We start from the raw sequence: 16,674 nt of genomic DNA, 5'->3' as shown, positions 1-16,674 counted from the left end.
GCTTGGAGAGGTTGAACAAGGCGTTGGGACTGGCGAAGGGCACGCCGTTGTCGGAGCGAATGGCGAGCGGCAGGCCGCGCTCGAGGAACAAACGCTCGAAGGCAGTAATTACGGGGTCTTCACGCGTTGAATCGAGCGCTTCGCACAACAACAGGAAGCGCGAGGCATGATCGGTAACGGTGAGCGGATAGCAGTAGCGGCCATTGCCGAGCCTGAACTCGCCCTTGAAGTCGGTGCACCACAAATCATTGGGTCCGATACCCGTGGACAGCGGCGTGCCGCGCGCGCGGTGGCGCGGCCCGCCGCCACGCTTGACCAGGCCATGGCGATCGAGCACCGCATGGATGGTGCTTTTGGCCGGAATCCTGACATCGCCATCGAGCCGCCGGACCAGCAATTCGCGGATCTTGCGCGCGCCCCAGTGCGGTTTCTCGGCCTTGAGGCGGACAATCAGGCCCTCGATTTGCTCTGGGAGCTGATTGGCATAGCGTACCGGCCGCCTGGACCGATCGCTCAGGGCGGCCAGCCCATACTCTTTGTAGCGATCGAAAATCTTGTAGCCGGTCTTTCGGGATACACCGAACTCCCGGCACACATCCGTCATGGCTTCCCCATCCAGAAGCCTGGCCACAAAGCGAAGGCGTTCTTCCATGACCGAACTCGCTTTCCACGGCATCCACACCTCCCGCAGAACAAAAGCGGAAAGTGTAACCCATGTGTCCGGTACGTTTTGTCACCTATGTCTCAGGCCGCTCAATTTTGTACGCCAATCTTCGATATTGGACTTTTCTGCGCACCATCGTGCGCTGTTGCCCAGGTCAGGCGCCCAGAGTAGCTGACAATTACATTAGCCGGCGCAGATTTGCGGTGATGACAACAACGGCTATGTAATTTCTCGCCGTCTTTCGTAGACGACAAAAGCGTCGCCTTGGCGTTGTCTGCTGGATCCTTCAAATCGAGGCTGATGACGGATTTGCCGCAATCGAGCGCCTCCGCGAGCGGCGTTACCGCTCGATGTCCTGGTCGCTTGACGCGTATGACGTCCGCCCCTTTGACCCGCCAGTATCATCGCTGCCAGCGGTGCTGCGACGTAGTGGCCAATATCGATCACCTTGACACCCGCGAGTGGACGATCGGTCGTCCCGGTGATGCGAAACCTCGTAAGGTCCTTTGAAGGCAGCAATTTGGTAAATACGCGACTGCTAGTCTTGTTTTCGCGGAGCGAAAATCACGCAAGTCGTTGTGCCGTGCGCAAGAAGCTTGCCCGTGTCATCGACGATGCGACCCTCGGCAGTAGCGCCTTGTCTGCCGCGATGAACTACGACGCCCGAGGCGATAACAGGGCCCGGTCCCGGCTTCAGTGGACGGGCGAGATTCACATTGAAGTTCGTTGTCGTATAACGCTCGCCTTCATCAAGTGTCGTATGGACGGCACAGGACATCGCCGAGCTCAAAATCACGGCGAGGTAACCACCGTGCACAACCCCTCCTGGGTTTGCGAACTGTGGTCCGGGCCAACCGGTAAACTCTGTGCTACCGTGCTCTGCCGCGGACAACTGGAAATTCAGTGGCGTGCAGATGGGAGCGGCTGGCGCGCCTGTGCGCAATAGCTCGCGGAAGAACGCTAGCCCTCCATTCTCTCGCGACGCGGGACGCTCGTCGCTCATCGTCATGGTTTCCTCCCTTTTCAAGATCAGCCGGCCTGCCATCTTCGGTTCCGAAAATCGGCGGCGTGCTGCATGCCGCCGTTCATACATGGCGCTGCTTAGCTCAAGGGGCGGTCAGCGATGGCTTGAGCACGTATTTTCCCGTCGCCTGCCGCGCTTCCATGATGCGGTGAGCTTCGGTGGCTCCTTCGAGTGGCAGCCGCCCGGCAACCTCCACATGAAGGCGCTGTTCGGTCACGAATCCTGCAACGGTATCGAAGGCCTTCTGCGCTTCATCCGGCCGAGCCTTGAACCAGTGGCTGACGTAGTAGCCAATCACGGCTTGGTTCATCGGCATCAGGCGTTGGGCGATGAAAGAAGAGGGCTTCCTGCTGGCGGTCCCATAGACGACGAGGCGCCCGAATGGTGCGAGCGCGGCCAGAGCCTGGTCGAAAAATGCGCCTCCGACCATATCGAGAACCACATCGGCCCCGCGTCCGCCGGTGAGCCGCTTCACCTCGCGCGGCCAATCATCGGCGGTAGAGTCGATGGCGTGGTCGGCGCCCCGCGCCAAGGCTTGCTGCCGGCGTTCGGGTGTGCTGGCGCCGGCAATGACGCAGCCGGCGCCCAAAATCTTGGCGAGCTGAATTGCGTAGTTGCCAACGCCGCCGGCGCCGCCGGGAATGAAGACAGATTCGCCGGGCTTGAGCCGTCCAGCGTCCTTGAGCATTTGAAAAGCAGTCACGCCGGCAACGACAAGCGTGGAAGCGACGTCAAAATCGAGTCTTGGGTCCAGTTTGATGACATTGTCGACGCCGGCGAGGGCGTACTCAGCGTAGCCGCCAAGACCGTCTCCGCCGAAAAACGCGAACACCCGATCACCGGGATGCAGCGTTGTGACACCCTCGCCAACGGCGTCGACGACACCGGCGGCTTCGCTGCCGAGGATCGCCGGCAAAGGTGTCGGCAGTGGATAGGGATCACCGCGCCGACGCACGATGTCGGCGTAGTTGACGCTCGCCGCTTCGATCCGGATGAGCACTTCGTCAGCCCCGGGCTGCGGTTTCAAAACCTCTTCCACCCGAAGCGCCTCAGCATCGCCGTAGGCATGCAACAATACCGCCTTCATAGATCCCCCACCCTCCACTATGACACTTGTCCTAACCTCTCTACGTCTATAGATAAGACGATCGTCCTAGTCAACCGCCCATGACAGCCCACTCACCGCGCGAACAGATGATTTTGGCCGCCATGTCTCTCTTTCAGAGAGAGGGCTATGCCGCGGCCTCATGGCGGCGGCTGGTCCAGGAGTCGGGAGCGCCCTGGGGTTCCGCCTATCACTATTTTCCGGACGGTAAGGAGCAGGTTGGAGTCGCCGCTCTCGAATGGGCTGCACAAAATGTCGCTGGGGGCATCGCGCAATGCTTCCCCGAAGGCGGCCGCGCTGCGGAGGGTGTCCGCAAGTTGTTTGCGGGGAGCGCGGCACAGTTGGCAAAGTCCGGGTTCACCGCTGGCTGTCCCGTGTGCACCGTTGCACTGGAAACTGCACCCCAATCTCAGGCGCTCACCCAGGCATGCAAGAACGCTTTCGGTCTCTGGCAGCAAACGATTGCTGATGGCTTGATCCGATGCGGAATGGCCCCGAAGAATGCGGAGACGCTCGCGCCAGTAATCTTGGCGGCCTTTGAAGGTGCTCTCATTCAGGCGCGCGTGGCGCAATCGCAGGAGCCTATGCGCGCGTGTGGAGTTCAGATTGCCCGGCTTTGCGGTTGAGAGCTTCGACTGAAGCTCTACGTCCGTCGAGGGTCACTGCCGGGGGAGGGCTGCTTCTTGCGCGAAGGGGAGACGAGTGCTCTGATGGCGAAGTTTTCCGATGTATTTCCAGTGTTGACGCACGGGACCGTTTGACCTTCTGGTCTCGATTGGGGCTTTCTCTAACTTTCTGCCCGTCTCCAGTTCTTGGTAAGGCAATTGGTCCGTGGTAGCACTCCCGCTACCACCTCGCGCACGTCCGCGACGCCCTTCCATCGGCGATCGCCACCGACATGGGATGCTGTGTGGCTGTAGGCAAACGTCCCAATTTGTCACTGTCCAAACGGCCGCGTCAAAAACCCGCTCGCGATGCCGCAATCGGGCGGCAGTTCATTCCATCATTCAACCGATACATGCGTCACGGGAGACGACCTCATGAGCGTCTCGCGCGCCTTCGGCCGCCACAACGCGTCCTGACGGCGCGCCATGCAGAAACGCGCCTGTACACGGTCGTGTGACCTCCATAACTTCCACGGCGCAATTTGAGGAGATGCGACGTGGCGAAGAAGACGGCGACCAGGAAGAGAAGTGCTGCGAAGAAAGCAGCGAAGACCTCCAGCAAGAAAAGCGCCGTGCGCAAGGGCAAGGTTGCGAAGGCTGCAACGAAGCCGCTGAAGAAGGCCGCGCTGCGCAAATCATCGGCACCACGCCGCCCGAAGGGTCCGGCCTGGCAATGGTCGGCGGTCGAGACCGCGGCCGCAATCCGCTCCGGCGCCATCTCCGCGGTCGAGACCGTCGAGGCGCATCTGGAGCGGATGCGCGCCGTCAATCCGAGGCTGAACGCCGTCGTCGTCGATCTCTCGGAGGAGGCGCTGGCTGCGGCGCATGCGGCCGACAAGCGGCGCGCGAAGGGCGGCGAACTCGGCCTTCTGCACGGCGTCCCGATCACGATCAAAGAGAATGTCGACTACGAGGGCCGTCCGAATTTCAACGGCGTTCCCGCCAACAAGGATCTCATCGCGCCGTCGGATTCGCCCGTGGTGCGCAACCTGAAGAAGGCCGGCGCGATCGTCATCGGCCTCACCAACACGCCGGAATTCTCATTCCGCGGCTTCACCGACAATCCCCTGCACGGGCTGACGCTCAATCCCTGGGATCCGGATATCACTTGCGGTGGCTCCTCGGGCGGTGCGGGTTCGGCGGTCGCCGCCGGCATCGGCACCATCGCGCACGGCAACGACATCGGCGGCTCGCTGCGCTGGCCGGCGCATTGCAACGGCGTTACGACTATCAAGCCGACGCAGGGACGTATTCCCGCGTTCAACGCAAGCGCAACGGCCGAGCGGCCGATGCTCGCGCATTTGATGTCGGCGCAGGGGCCGCTCGCTCGCCACGTCGCCGACGTCAGGCTCGCGCTGGAGGTGATGAGCCAGCGCGATCCGCGCGATCCCTGGTGGGTGCCGGCGCCGCTGGTGGGGCCGAAGCCGAAGGGGCCGATCAAGGTCGCACTCGCCAGGATTCCTGAAGACATGGACGTCGATCCGTCCGTCGCGGCGGCGTTGCGTCAGGCCGCCGATCATCTGGAGCGTTCGGGCTATCGCGTCAGCGAGGTCGACGTGCCCGACATCGACGGCGTCTGGCAGACCTGGTGCGACATCATCACCAACGAGACGATGGTGTTGCAGGAAGCCGGCATGCTGAAGGTGACGTCCGAAGACTTCCACAAGGCGTGGGGCGGCATGAAAGCGAAGGCCAATTTGCTCGACCTCAAGGCCTGGATGCAGGCGACCGCCGCGCGCAACGGCCATATCCGCGCCTGGCAATTGTTCTTCGAGGAGTATCCGGTGGTGCTGGCACCGACCACGGTGAAGCCGATTCCGGGGCCGCGCGAGGACACGGTCAGCCCCGAGCGCGTGCGCGAGATTTTCTGGGGCGAGATCCGTTTCATCTCCGCGATCAACGTGCTGGGGCTTCCCGGCGCCGTGGTGCCGGTGACGGTGCACGATGGCAAGCCGATCGGCGTGCAGCTCATCGCCGGGCGCTATCGCGAGGACCTCGCGCTCGATGCGGCGGCCGCGATCGAGAAGCGCGCCGGCGTGCTCGCCCATCGACTGTGGGAACAGATGGACTGATAGGGAGCGGAGGGTGTTTCCCTCTCCCCTTGTGAGAGAGGGTGGCTCGCCGAGCAGCGGCGAGACGGGTGGGGGGTCTCTCTCCGCTCACGCAAGCTTGGCCGTATGGATAGAGACCCCTCATCCGGCGCTTCGCGCCACCTTCTCCCACAAGGGGAGAAGGGAGTGCAGCGTGGTCGCTGCCGCGAACCGCAAAATTTCATTCATCCAAATTGACTCGAATTTTAGCCAATTCCCCAATAACCGTTAGGGTTACTTCCTCGATCTCTAGACGAATTATTGTCCGCTTTACCACCCGCCTCTAACAGAGGGACGGCGGACAACGCACATGCCTCATACAGGCCAATAAGTGCGGCCCGCTCCACGCGGAGGTGGCACGATGCGCAACGAGACGATCGCTATTCACGCCGGCTACGAGCCCGAAGCCACCACGCACGCGGTTGCCGTGCCGATCTACCAGACCGCGGCCTACGCCTTCGACAGCGCCGATCACGGCGCAGCGCTCTTCAATCTCGAGACCGAAGGCTATCGCTACAGCCGCATCGCCAATCCGACCAGCGCGGTGCTGGAAAAACGTATCGCCGAGCTCGAGGGCGGCGTCGGCGCGCTTGCGGTCGCGACCGGGCAGGCCGCGCTGCATTTCGCCTTCGTCAACGTCGCCGATCACGGCGGCAACATCGTTTCCGTGCCGCAGCTCTACGGCACCACGCATACGCTGCTCTCGCACATCCTGCCGCGGCAGGGCATCACCGGCCGCTTCGCCGAGAGCGACAAGCCCGAAGCAATCGAAAAGCTGATCGACGAGAATACCCGCGCCGTGTTCGCGGAAACCATCGGCAATCCCGCCGGCAATGTCTGCGACATCGAAGCGCTGGCGAAGATTGCCCATGCGCATGGCGTGCCATTGATCGTCGACAATACCGTTGCAACGCCCATTCTGCTCAAGCCGTTCGATTACGGCGCCGACATCGCCGTGCATTCGCTGACGAAGTTTCTGGGCGGTCACGGCACCACGCTCGGCGGCGCCATCGTCGACTCCGGAAATTTCCCCTGGGCCAAGCACGCCGATCGCTTCCCCGGCTACAACAAGCCGGACGCCTCCTATCACGGCCTCGTCTATGCCGAGCGCTTCGGCAAGACGGCCTATATCGAGCGCGCGCGCAGCATCTATCAGCGCACCATGGGTTCGGTGCTGTCGCCGTTCAACGCCTTCCTGCTGCTCCAGGGCATCGAGACCGTCGCGCTGCGCATGGAGCGCCACTGCGAGAACGCCCGCAAGGTCGCCGAATTCCTGCGCAAGGATCCGCGCGTGGCCTGGGTCAATTACACCGGTTTCCCGGACAGTCCCTATTATCCGCTGGTCCAGAAATATCTCGACGGCAACGCGTCGTCGCTGTTCACCTTCGGCATCAAGGGCGGGATGGAAGCCGGCAAGTCCTTCTACGATGCGCTGAAGCTGATCACGCGCCTCGTCAATATCGGCGATGCCAAGTCGCTGGCCTGCCATCCGGCCTCGACCACGCACCGGCAGATGTCGGCGGAGCAGCAGCGGGTCGCCGGCGTTTTGCCGGAAACGATTCGCTTGTCGATCGGTATCGAGCATTGCCAGGACATCATCGAGGACCTCGACCAGGCCCTTGAAAAGGCCTGCCCGTCCGCGCGCCTCCAGGCCGCGGAGTAGGCGGCCGCGCCGATGACGATCCTGATCGACAGGGATCAAGCCATATCGCGCCCGGCGCTGGTGCCGGGAGCGGGCGATCTGGCGCGGGAGCACGGCGGCACCGAGCTCACCATCGGGTTGATCAACAACATGCCGGATCCGGCGCTGAAGGCGACCGAGCGGCAGTTCATGAAGCTGCTGCAAGCCGCCGCCGGTCCGCGCCGCATCCGCTTTCACTGCTTCTCGCTACCCTCGGTCAAGCGCTCGCCTGAAGCGAGATGGCATGTCGAGAGCGAATATTCGGAGCTCACCGAGCTCGGGCGCCACAAGTTCGACGGCCTGATCGTGACCGGCGCCGAACCGGTTGCGCCCGAGCTCGACCAGGAACCGTACTGGCGCGATCTCACCGAGCTGATCGACTGGGCCAAGGTCAATACGCGCTCGACGATCTGGTCGTGCCTCGCCGCGCATGCCGCGGTGCTGCATCTCGACCGCATCGAACGGCGGCCGCTGCCGGCCAAATGCCATGGTATTTTCGACTGCGAAGCCGTGACCAGCGATCCGCTGACGCGGGCCGCACCTGCGCCCCTCAAGGTCTCGCATTCGCGCCTCAACGAGATCGCCGAGAACGACCTCGCGCAGGCGGGCTATCAGGTGCTGACGCGTTCGGCAAAGGCCGGCGTCGATATCTTCGTCCGGCAATATGCCAGCCGCTTCGTGTTCTTCCAGGGCCATCCGGAATATGACGCGCTGTCGCTTCAGCGCGAATATCTGCGCGACATCGGCCGTTATCTCGCGCGTGAGCGCGACCATTATCCGCATTTGCCCGTGAACTATTTTGACGCTTCGACGGAAGAGAAGCTGGTCCGCTTCGAGAAGCAGGCAAGGCACCAGCGCCACCCCGCGCTCAGCAACGAACTGCCCGCGCTGACTTTGCGCACCGATATCGCCGCGGGCAGCGCCGCGGCGGCATTGTTTCGGAACTGGCTGCAATATCTCGGCGCGGGGACCGACGCCTCGGTGCTTGCGCGTTAGGTCGGGACGACGGGCTCGACGTTAGGACTAACGAAGTGTGAAGCTTGCCTCGAGTGGCGCACGAATGCTTCAGTGAGGGCGAGGCAGACAGGAAATGCGAGTCGTGTGGTCGGCACTCCAGGGACGCGTGAGCAATCGGCTGGCCCGGCATTTCCGCGCCGCGCCGCACCGGCTGCCCGCGCATGCGCCCATGGTGAGCTTCACCTTCGACGATGCCCCCGATAGCGCCGCAGGCGAGGGCGCCGGGCTTCTGGAGCAGCATGGCGGTCGCGGTACCTTCTATCTCGCTGGCAGCCTGGTCGATCGTCCCTCGGACCATTGGCACGGCCTGTCAAACGACGCCATCGTGCGGCTTCACCGGGCCGGCCACGAGATTGCCTGCCATACTTTCTCGCACATGAGTGCGGTCAATCTCGACGAGGCCGCCATGGCCCGCGAGATCGAGCGCAACCGCAGTCATTTTCGCGGCATCGATTCCTCGATCACCCTGGAAAATTTTGCTTACCCCTATGGCATCGCGTCGGTGTGGCGCAAGCCGCAGCTCGCCAAGACCTTCCGCTCGGCGCGCGGCATCCTTCCCGGCGTCAATCGCGACGTCATCGACCTCCAGTTCCTGCGCGCCTCGCCCCTGGTCGATCGCGAGATCGATATTGCAGGCGTCGATCGCTATTTCGACGAGGCGGTCGAGAGCGGCGGATGGCTGATCTTCTACGGTCATGACGTCGCCGACGCGCCGAGCCCATATGGCTGCACGCCGCACCTGATGCGCCATGCGCTGCAGGCCGCCGGGAAACGCGACATGCCGATCGTCACGGTCGCGGAAGCGCTGCGAAGGATCGGGGCGTAGCTTTTTTACCTCGCCCCGCTTGCGGGGAGAGGTCGGATCGCTTTTGCGATCCGGGTGAGGGGGTACAGGCCTAGCAACAGTCTCATCTGTGGAGAGAGGCCCCTCACCCCAACCCTCTCCCCGTAAGAACGGGGAGAGGGAGAAGAAGCCCGCGCAAACAGTCTTGCCACGCCTGCGCGGTCATGCGACTGGCCTTGTGACGAATCTCACAGCCTCACCCCGACATGCCCATGTCCTCTCCTTCCACCGCTCCGCTGCCTGCGACGGCCCAAGGCCGCGATGCGCTCTCGGTGCTGCGTTCGGTGTTCGGCCTGCCCGGGTTCCGCGGCGCTCAGGGCGAGATCATCCGGCACGTCACCGAGGGCGGCAATTGCCTGGTGCTGATGCCGACCGGCGGCGGCAAGTCGCTGTGCTATCAATTGCCGGCGCTGCTGCGCGAAGGCTGCGGTGTCGTGGTGTCGCCCTTGATTGCGCTGATGCGCGACCAGGTCGCCGCCATGCTCGAAGCAGGCGTCAACGCCGCGGCGCTGAACTCGTCGCTGACCCCGCAGGAAGCCTCCGACATCGAGCGGCGCCTGATCGCGGGTGATCTCGACCTGCTCTATGTCGCGCCGGAACGGCTGGTGACGCCGCGCTGCCTGGCGCTGCTGGCGCGGGCGAAGGTGGCGCTGTTCGCGATCGACGAGGCGCATTGCGTCTCGCAATGGGGCCATGATTTCCGTCCCGAATATGTCGGCCTGTCGATCATCGCCGAGCGCTTTCCCGACGTGCCGCGCATCGCGCTGACCGCGACTGCCGACGAGTTGACCCGCAAGGAAATCGTCGAGCGGCTTGCGCTTGCAGACAGTCCGCACTTCGTCTCCAGCTTCGATCGTCCCAACATCCGCTACGAGATTGTCGACAAGCGCAATGCGGTGTCGCAGCTCAAGGATTTCATCCGGGAGCGTCACGCGGGGGATGCGGGCGTCGTCTATTGCCTGTCCCGCAAACGGGTCGAGGAGGTCGCCGCCGCGCTCGACGACGCCGGCATTGCCGCGTTGCCCTATCACGCCGGGCTCGACAGCAGCGTGCGCTCGCGCAACCAGGACCGCTTCCTCAACGAGGACGGCATCGTCATCGTCGCGACCATTGCCTTCGGCATGGGCATCGACAAGCCCGACGTGCGCTTCGTCGCGCATCTCGATCTGCCCAAAAGCATCGAGGCCTATTACCAGGAGACAGGACGCGCCGGCCGTGACGGCAAGCCATCGGCGGCCTGGATGGCCTACGGTCTCTCGGATATCGTGCAGCAGCGTCGCATGATCGACGAGTCGAGCGGCTCCGACGAATTCAAGCGGGTCTCGATCGGCAAGCTCGATGCACTCGTTGGCCTTGCCGAAACGCCGCACTGCCGGCGCCGGCGGCTGCTCGCCTATTTCGGCGAGATCGTGATGGGCGAGGGCTGCGGCAATTGCGACAATTGCCTGACGCCGCCGAAAATGCGCGACGGCAAGGTGCTGGCGCAAAAACTGCTATCCTGTGCCTATCGTACCGGGCAGCGTTTCGGCGCGATGCATCTCATCGACGTGCTGATCGGACGCCTCACCGACAAGGTGACGCAGTTCGGCCACGACAAGCTCACCGTTTTCGGCATCGGACGCGAGCTCAACGAGAAGCAGTGGCGCACGGTGCTGCGGCAGCTCGTGGCGATGGGACATTTGCTGAGTGACAGCGAAGCCTTCGGCGCGCTGAAGCTGACGGATTCGTCGCGCGGCGTGCTGCGGGGCGAAACTGAAGTGTGGCTGCGCGAGGAAGCGCCCGGCGCCCGGATCCGTTCGAGCCGCGCCAAGTCCCGCCGCGGTGATCTGGCGCCCGCGGCCGACGCGCCGCAGGGAGACGTCGATCCTGAATTGCGCACGCGGCTACGCGCGTGGCGCTCGGACATTGCCCGCGAACGTGGCGTTCCGGCCTACGTCGTGCTGCACGATGCCACCATCGACGGCATCGTTCGCGCATGGCCGACCACGCTGGACGAGCTGCGCAACGTGCCCGGCATCGGCGACAAGAAGCTCGAGCATTACGGCGACGAGCTGCTGCAGATTGTCAGGACGCGGTAGGGGCTCGGTTCGTAGCCCGGATGGAGCGCAGCGCAATCCGGGGCAGTTTCGCGATATTGTACGCTTCCCGGATTACGCTGCGCTCCATCCGGGCTACCGACCTCAGCCGTTCCGGAACGCATACCCGTAGCCGTTCAGTGCCGGCGCGCCGCCGAGATGGGCGTAGAGGATCTTTGCGCCCTTCTCGAAATAGCCCTTCTGCGTGAGGTCGATCAGGCCCTGCATCGACTTGCCCTCGTAGACGGGGTCGGTGATCATGGCTTCGAGACGCGCGGTGAGACGGATCGCCTCCTTGGTCTCTTCCGACGGCACGCCATAGGCGGGATAAGCATAGTCCTCGATCAGCACGACGTCGTCGGCGACGAGATCCTGGCCGAGCTCGACGAGCTTGGCCGTGTTCTGCGCGATCGAGAGCACCTGCGCCTTGGTCTGCGCCGGGGTGAAGGAGGCGTCGATGCCGATCACCTTTCGCGCGCGGCCATCGGCGGCGAAGCCGACCAGCATGCCGGCATGGGTCGAGCCGGTGACGGTGCAGACCACGATGTAGTCGAACTTGAAGCCGAGCTCGGCTTCCTGCTTGCGCACTTCTTCGGCGAAGCCGACATAGCCAAGGCCGCCGAATTTGTGCACGGAGGCGCCGGCGGGAATCGCATAGGGCTTGCCGCCTGCCGCCTTCACCTCCTCGATCGCCTCCTCCCAGCTCTTGCGGATGCCGATGTCGAAGCCGTCGTCCACCAGGCGCACGTCGGCGCCCATGATGCGCGACAGCATGATGTTGCCGACGCGGTCATAGACGGCGTCCTCGTGCGGCACCCAGGCTTCCTGCACCAGGCGGCACTTCATGCCGATCTTGGCCGCGACCGCCGCGATCATGCGGGTGTGGTTGGACTGCACGCCGCCGATCGAGACCAGCGTGTCGGCGTTCGAGGCGATCGCGTCGGGGATGATGTATTCGAGCTTGCGCAGCTTGTTGCCGCCATAGGCGAGCCCGGAATTGCAGTCCTCGCGCTTGGCATAGACCTCGACATTGCCGCCGAGATGCTTCGACAGCCGCTCCAGCTTCTCGATGGGCGTCGGACCAAAGGTCAGCGGATAGCGCGCGAATTTTTCGAGCATCGTGAGGTCATCCCGATTGGCGTTAATGTCTGCGAAAACGCTAGCATCGCTCTACAAAAAGGTGCTTTCAAATATTGCGCCTCTATTGCGGCCAATCTTGCGGTATTGAGGCCAATGCGTGCTATTCCTTTCGGAATAGATGCCAATTACGGAAGTTCCTTCCATGTCCGCGCGCCTTGACCGTATCGACCTTAAGATGTTGCGATTGCTGCAAAATAACGGCCGGCTCAGCAACGCCGAGCTGGCCGAAACCGTCGCCATCAGTCCCGCCACTTGCCATCGCCGCACCCAGCGCCTGTTCGAGCATGGCTTCATCGCCGCCGTCCGCGCCATGGTCGCGCCGAAGAAGGTCGCCAAAGGCACGCTAGTGATGGTCGGCGTCGTGCTCGACCGTTCGACGCCGGAGAGCTTTGCGATCTTCGAGCAGGCGATCACCAGGCTGAAATTCGTGCTCGACTGTCACCTCGTCGCCGGCGACTTCGACTATTTCCTCAAGATCCGGGTCGGCGACATGGAGGACTTCAACCGTATCCACGGCGAGCAGCTGATCGCGCTGCCCGGCGTGCGCCAGACCCGCACCTTCTTCGTGATGAAGGAAGTCGTCGACAACGCGCCGCTGGAGTTTTGATGCCAGCGCCGCGCGAAACGAATTCTCAACCGCCTGTCGCCCCTTCCGCCACCGCCTCGCGTCCGTTTCGCGCACTGCTGCGCAGTGTCGCCTTGTCGCCGTCGAAGGTGAAAGCCCAGGTTGAGGCTTCGCCGAGCCCGACGTATTGGAAATCGACTACGAAGGTGTGCTCGTTCTGCCACGCGCCCTTGGCGGCGCGAACGCCCAGAAAGCCGGGCATGCTCTTGCGGTACAAGCCGTCGAGCCCGATCGGCCCGTCAAGCTGGCGCTGCGCAGGATCGCCCGCGGCCGTCTTCACAATGTAGCGCGGGTTCTCGTCGGTCAGGAACAGTGCGACTGATTTAATGCCGAGCGAATTGTCGGAGAACTTGTAAGTCTTGCCCGAGATCGCGGCGGCGATCGCCGGCGTGGCGCCGACCCCGGTCGGCTTCTCGGTCGAAACGTCGGCGATCGCCTCGGCGAGTTGATCGGCAGCGCTGGGGTTGGCTGGCAACGCAGAATCGGATTTGACCGCTCCGGTTATGTCGTCGGCCAGTCTGCCGAATGGACAAAAATCCCGCGCCGTCATCACCGCGACTATGTCCTGTTCCGGCAATACCATGATCGTCTGGCAGTGATATCCGACCGCCATGTAGACGTGCTTGCCGGGAATCGACCAGAACTGGTTGGCGTAGCGTAGCGCGGGTTCAGATCGCGCGTTCATGTTGATGTTGGCATGGCTGACGGAATGGAGAAAGTCTGCTGGCAGCAGTTGCTTGTCCACCCACTCGCCGTTGCGCAGATAGAGATAGCCGATCTTCGCCATGTCGCGCGGCCGCATCGCGAGGCCGAAGCCGCCAATCGGAAGCCGTTGCGGATCCCGGCGCCAGAACGGAGAAGCGATCCCGAGCGGGCCGAACAGCCGCTCGTTGGCGTAGTCCGCGATGTTCTTGCCGGTGAGCTTGCTGACGATCGCCGACAGCAGATGCGAGCCTCCGCTGTTGTAATAGAAGTTCTCGCCCGGTGCATGTGCCATCGGGCGGTCGAGAATGAACTTGACCCAATCGGAACTTGCGCCCATGTCCCGCAACGACTGCTCGCGGCCGCCTTCGAACCCCTCGTCCCAGTCGAGGCCACTTGTCATGTTGAGTAGGTGCTGGATGGTGATGGCTTTCTTGCGCTCATCGACGTCGGCAACGCTGCGATCGGTAAAGAAATCTAGCACCGGATGGTCGAGACGATCCAGCAGGCCCTGCTTGTAGGCCATTGCCATCAGCGTCGCGACCACCGCCTTGGTAGAGGAGTTGATTGCGTGCGGCATGTCGGCGGTAAACGGCGCGTAGTATGCATCGAGCACGATGCGGCCGTGGCGTGTCACCAGCAGGCTGTCGAAGCTGCGCGTTGTGCCGAACGCAACCAGTTTGGCTAACGCAGCCGAATCCATGCCCTGCTCTTCCGGCGTGGAGGTCTGCCATTGAGCGGTCGGCCAGACCACCTCGGTAGCCTGTGCGCTTGCGGTGCCGGAATAGACTGACGTGAGCAGGACAAGCGCGCCAAGCAGGGCAGTGGTTCGCGATGAAAGCCTGACGACGCAATCAGCCACCTGCATGCTCCTATCTTGAGTGTTGTCATTGCGCACAGGCATATACCGCAGGCGGCATCTGCTCAATGATACAATCTTCTGGAATGCCGGCGAGGAGCGGAGGTCATAAATCGGTGTCAAGCTTAAGACATTGCGATCGCAAGAAGAATTGTGGCCAGTCCGGCAATCGAAAACTGCCGAGACGAGCGCAATCAGGACGTGCCCGGATCAGATCGCGTTGCCTGGAGTGCGCCAGACCGGCACGTTCTTGGTCGTGAGAGAAGTCGTCGATAATGCGCCGCTGGAGTTTTAGCGGGCGCACTTGATGCGCGATCCACATCATGAGAGATTCAGGTGATGCAGCCATATCCCTTCCGCCACCTCAATCCGGCCGGACCGGCCTATCGGCGCGGTTGGGTCGACGAGGCGGTCGCTGCGATCGAGGCCGACCAGTGCCGCACGGCCGACACGCATTTGATCCGGCTGATCGTGCCGGCGCTCGCTGGCATCGACATCTATCTGAAAGACGAGTCGACGCACCCGACCGGCAGCCTGAAGCACCGGCTCGCGCGCTCGCTCTTCCTTTACGCGCTCTGCAATGGCCACATCCGCGAAGGCACGCCTGTCGTCGAGGCCTCGTCGGGATCGACCGCAGTGTCGGAAGCCTATTTCGCGCAGATGATCGGCGTGTCCTTCTATGCCGTGATGCCGCGCACGACCTCGGCGGAGAAGATCGCCGCGATCGAGCACTACGGCGGTAACTGCCATCTGATCGACGACGGCCGCGCGCTGTATGCGGAGGCCGGCGCGCTGGCCGCACGGCTGGGCGGCCACTACATGGACCAGTTCACCTTCGCGGAACGCGCCACCGACTGGCGCGGCAACAACAACATCGCTGAATCCATCTTCACGCAATTGCAGGGCGAGCCGCGCCCACTGCCGGACTGGATCGTGATGGGCGCGGGCACCGGCGGCACCTCGGCCACCATCGGACGCTATTTGCGCTATCGCCAATATCCGACGCGGCTGTGCGTCGCCGATGTCGAGCATTCCGCTTTCTTCGACTGCTTCAGCTCGCAGGACCGCTCCCATGTTTGCGACCGCCCCTCGCTGATCGAAGGTGTCGGGCGGCCGCGCTGCGAGCCCTCCTTCGTGCCGGGCGTGGTCGACCGCATGATGAAGATCCCGGATGCGGCGACGATCGCGGCGATGAACGTGCTATCGCGCCGGCTGCGCCGCGCGGTGGGGGGCTCTACAGGCACCAATTTCCTGGCGCTGTGCCGGCTCGCCTCGGACATGCGAAAGGCGAATCAGACGGGATCGCTGGTGACGCTGATCTGCGATTCCGGCGAGCGCTACCGGCAGACCTATTATGAGCCCGCCTGGCTGAAAGCGCGCGGTCTCGATCCAGCGCCGTTCGAGGCGGCCTTGTCGTCGTTCCTCGATACGGCGCAGCCACTGGCGCTCGAGTTCGAAGACGTAACGAATCCGCAGAACTTGCGACATCCTGGCGCCTGATAGCTGGCGCTTCCCTGCCATTTGCAAAATTGCACGGCCGTCACGGCAACTTCACTTGCCTTGCGCCGTCGCGCGGGCGAGCCTCGCGCCTCTCAACGAGGAGACCTGCCGTGCGCCTTCCCATTCTCGATCCGAAAGACCTGAGTGCCGAACAGAAGCCGCTCTATGACGACATGCGAGCGGGCATCAAGGACCACTTCAAGGGCTTTGTGAACATGCGCGACGATGGCGCGCTGCTCGGGCCCTGGAATCCATGGATCCGCGAGCCGCGCTTCGGCAAGCCGGTGTGGGAGCTGGTCAAGGCGATCGCCGCGAACCCGCTGCTGCCGGCGCCGGTGCGTGAGGTCGCGATCCTCGTTACCGGCTCGCATTTCCGCTCCGGCTACGAACTCTATGCGCATGTGCTGGTCGCCGAGCAGCGCGGCCTCTCCGACGAGAAGCTCGCGACCATCGTCGCCGGACAGCGGCCGGTCGATCTCACCAAGCAGGAAGCCGTCGCCTACGACGTGGCGTCCGCATTGGTCAGCGGCGGCGTGCTGCCGGAACTGACTTATCGGGCCGCGGTCAAGGAATTCGGCGAGCACGGTGCGGCCGAACTGTCCTATCTCGTCGGCGTTTACTGCATGGTGTCGGTCACGCTGAACACGTTCGACGTGCCGGTGCCGGAATAGATCGACGGTGCG

14 protein-coding genes and 1 pseudogene are annotated in these 16,674 nt (G+C 63.3%); 10 read left to right on the top strand and 5 right to left on the bottom strand.

What is annotated here, in order from left to right:
* The 3 genes from AC0L3J_RS23570 to AC0L3J_RS23560 all read right to left on the bottom strand — a co-directional run.
* Positions 1-676, bottom strand: a 676-nt coding sequence (locus AC0L3J_RS23570; RefSeq protein WP_473348430.1) for a helix-turn-helix domain-containing protein, incomplete at its 3' end; no start/stop codon positions are given.
* Between the two features lie 526 nt (positions 677-1,202).
* Positions 1,203-1,709: a PaaI family thioesterase gene (locus tag AC0L3J_RS23565; protein ID WP_473348429.1), complete on the bottom strand. Its 507-nt coding sequence runs from the start codon at positions 1,707-1,709 to the stop codon at positions 1,203-1,205.
* Between the two features lie 61 nt (positions 1,710-1,770).
* Positions 1,771-2,775 carry a quinone oxidoreductase family protein gene (locus tag AC0L3J_RS23560; RefSeq protein WP_473348428.1) on the bottom strand — a complete coding sequence of 335 codons (1,005 nt, stop codon included), beginning with the start codon at positions 2,773-2,775 and terminating at the stop codon, positions 1,771-1,773.
* Between the two features lie 107 nt (positions 2,776-2,882).
* Here AC0L3J_RS23560 and AC0L3J_RS23555 point away from each other — a divergent pair, with 107 nt between their 5' ends.
* The 6 genes from AC0L3J_RS23555 to recQ all read left to right on the top strand — a co-directional run bounded on the left by AC0L3J_RS23555 (position 2,883) and on the right by recQ (position 11,168).
* Positions 2,883-3,419 carry a TetR/AcrR family transcriptional regulator gene (locus AC0L3J_RS23555; protein WP_473348427.1) on the top strand — a complete coding sequence of 179 codons (537 nt, stop codon included), beginning with the start codon at positions 2,883-2,885 and terminating at the stop codon, positions 3,417-3,419.
* A 536-nt stretch (positions 3,420-3,955) separates the two neighbouring features.
* Positions 3,956-5,530, top strand: coding sequence for an amidase family protein (locus AC0L3J_RS23550; protein ID WP_473348426.1), 1,575 nt, complete (start codon positions 3,956-3,958; stop codon positions 5,528-5,530).
* A gap of 379 nt (positions 5,531-5,909) precedes the next feature.
* A complete protein-coding gene (locus tag AC0L3J_RS23545) occupies positions 5,910-7,211 on the top strand; it encodes an O-acetylhomoserine aminocarboxypropyltransferase/cysteine synthase family protein (protein ID WP_247282923.1) in 1,302 nt (433 codons plus the stop codon).
* 12 nt (positions 7,212-7,223) lie between these two features.
* Entirely contained in the window at positions 7,224-8,225 is a 1,002-nt protein-coding gene (gene metA / locus AC0L3J_RS23540) for a homoserine O-succinyltransferase MetA (RefSeq protein ID WP_473348425.1), read from the top strand.
* Positions 8,226-8,328: 103 nt separating this feature from the next.
* Positions 8,329-9,072: a polysaccharide deacetylase family protein gene (locus AC0L3J_RS23535; protein ID WP_473348424.1), complete on the top strand. Its 744-nt coding sequence runs from the start codon at positions 8,329-8,331 to the stop codon at positions 9,070-9,072.
* A 230-nt stretch (positions 9,073-9,302) separates the two neighbouring features.
* Entirely contained in the window at positions 9,303-11,168 is a 1,866-nt protein-coding gene (gene recQ / locus AC0L3J_RS23530; protein WP_473348423.1) for a DNA helicase RecQ, read from the top strand.
* Positions 11,169-11,270: 102 nt separating this feature from the next.
* Here recQ and AC0L3J_RS23525 read toward each other — a convergent pair whose 3' ends face one another.
* Positions 11,271-12,284: a 1-aminocyclopropane-1-carboxylate deaminase gene (locus AC0L3J_RS23525; protein ID WP_007599136.1), complete on the bottom strand. Its 1,014-nt coding sequence runs from the start codon at positions 12,282-12,284 to the stop codon at positions 11,271-11,273.
* Between the two features lie 163 nt (positions 12,285-12,447).
* Here AC0L3J_RS23525 and AC0L3J_RS23520 point away from each other — a divergent pair, with 163 nt between their 5' ends.
* The gene (locus AC0L3J_RS23520) at positions 12,448-12,912 is read left to right on the top strand and encodes an Lrp/AsnC family transcriptional regulator (RefSeq protein ID WP_007599137.1); all 465 of its coding nucleotides are present in this window, start codon (positions 12,448-12,450) and stop codon (positions 12,910-12,912) included.
* Between the two features lie 25 nt (positions 12,913-12,937).
* On the opposite strand, the gene AC0L3J_RS23515 is transcribed toward AC0L3J_RS23520, so the two are convergent.
* Entirely contained in the window at positions 12,938-14,500 is a 1,563-nt protein-coding gene (locus tag AC0L3J_RS23515) for a serine hydrolase domain-containing protein (protein ID WP_456766684.1), read from the bottom strand.
* 205 nt (positions 14,501-14,705) lie between these two features.
* On the opposite strand from AC0L3J_RS23515, the pseudogene AC0L3J_RS23510 reads away from it, so the two are divergent.
* From AC0L3J_RS23510 to AC0L3J_RS23500, 3 genes and pseudogenes are all read left to right on the top strand, one after another.
* Positions 14,706-14,786 (top strand): annotated as a pseudogene (locus tag AC0L3J_RS23510) (AsnC family transcriptional regulator); the annotation flags it as partial.
* A gap of 44 nt (positions 14,787-14,830) precedes the next feature.
* On the top strand, positions 14,831-15,991 hold the full coding sequence (locus AC0L3J_RS23505; protein WP_456766683.1) for a PLP-dependent cysteine synthase family protein: 1,161 nt from the start codon (positions 14,831-14,833) through the stop codon (positions 15,989-15,991).
* Positions 15,992-16,101: 110 nt separating this feature from the next.
* Positions 16,102-16,662, top strand: coding sequence for a carboxymuconolactone decarboxylase family protein (locus tag AC0L3J_RS23500; RefSeq protein WP_354063357.1), 561 nt, complete (start codon positions 16,102-16,104; stop codon positions 16,660-16,662).
* Positions 16,663-16,674 lie beyond the last annotated feature (12 nt).

The sequence above is a fragment of the Bradyrhizobium sp. Kon37 genome (genome assembly GCF_055807535.1).
This window is presented reverse-complemented; position numbering and strand designations above follow the sequence as displayed.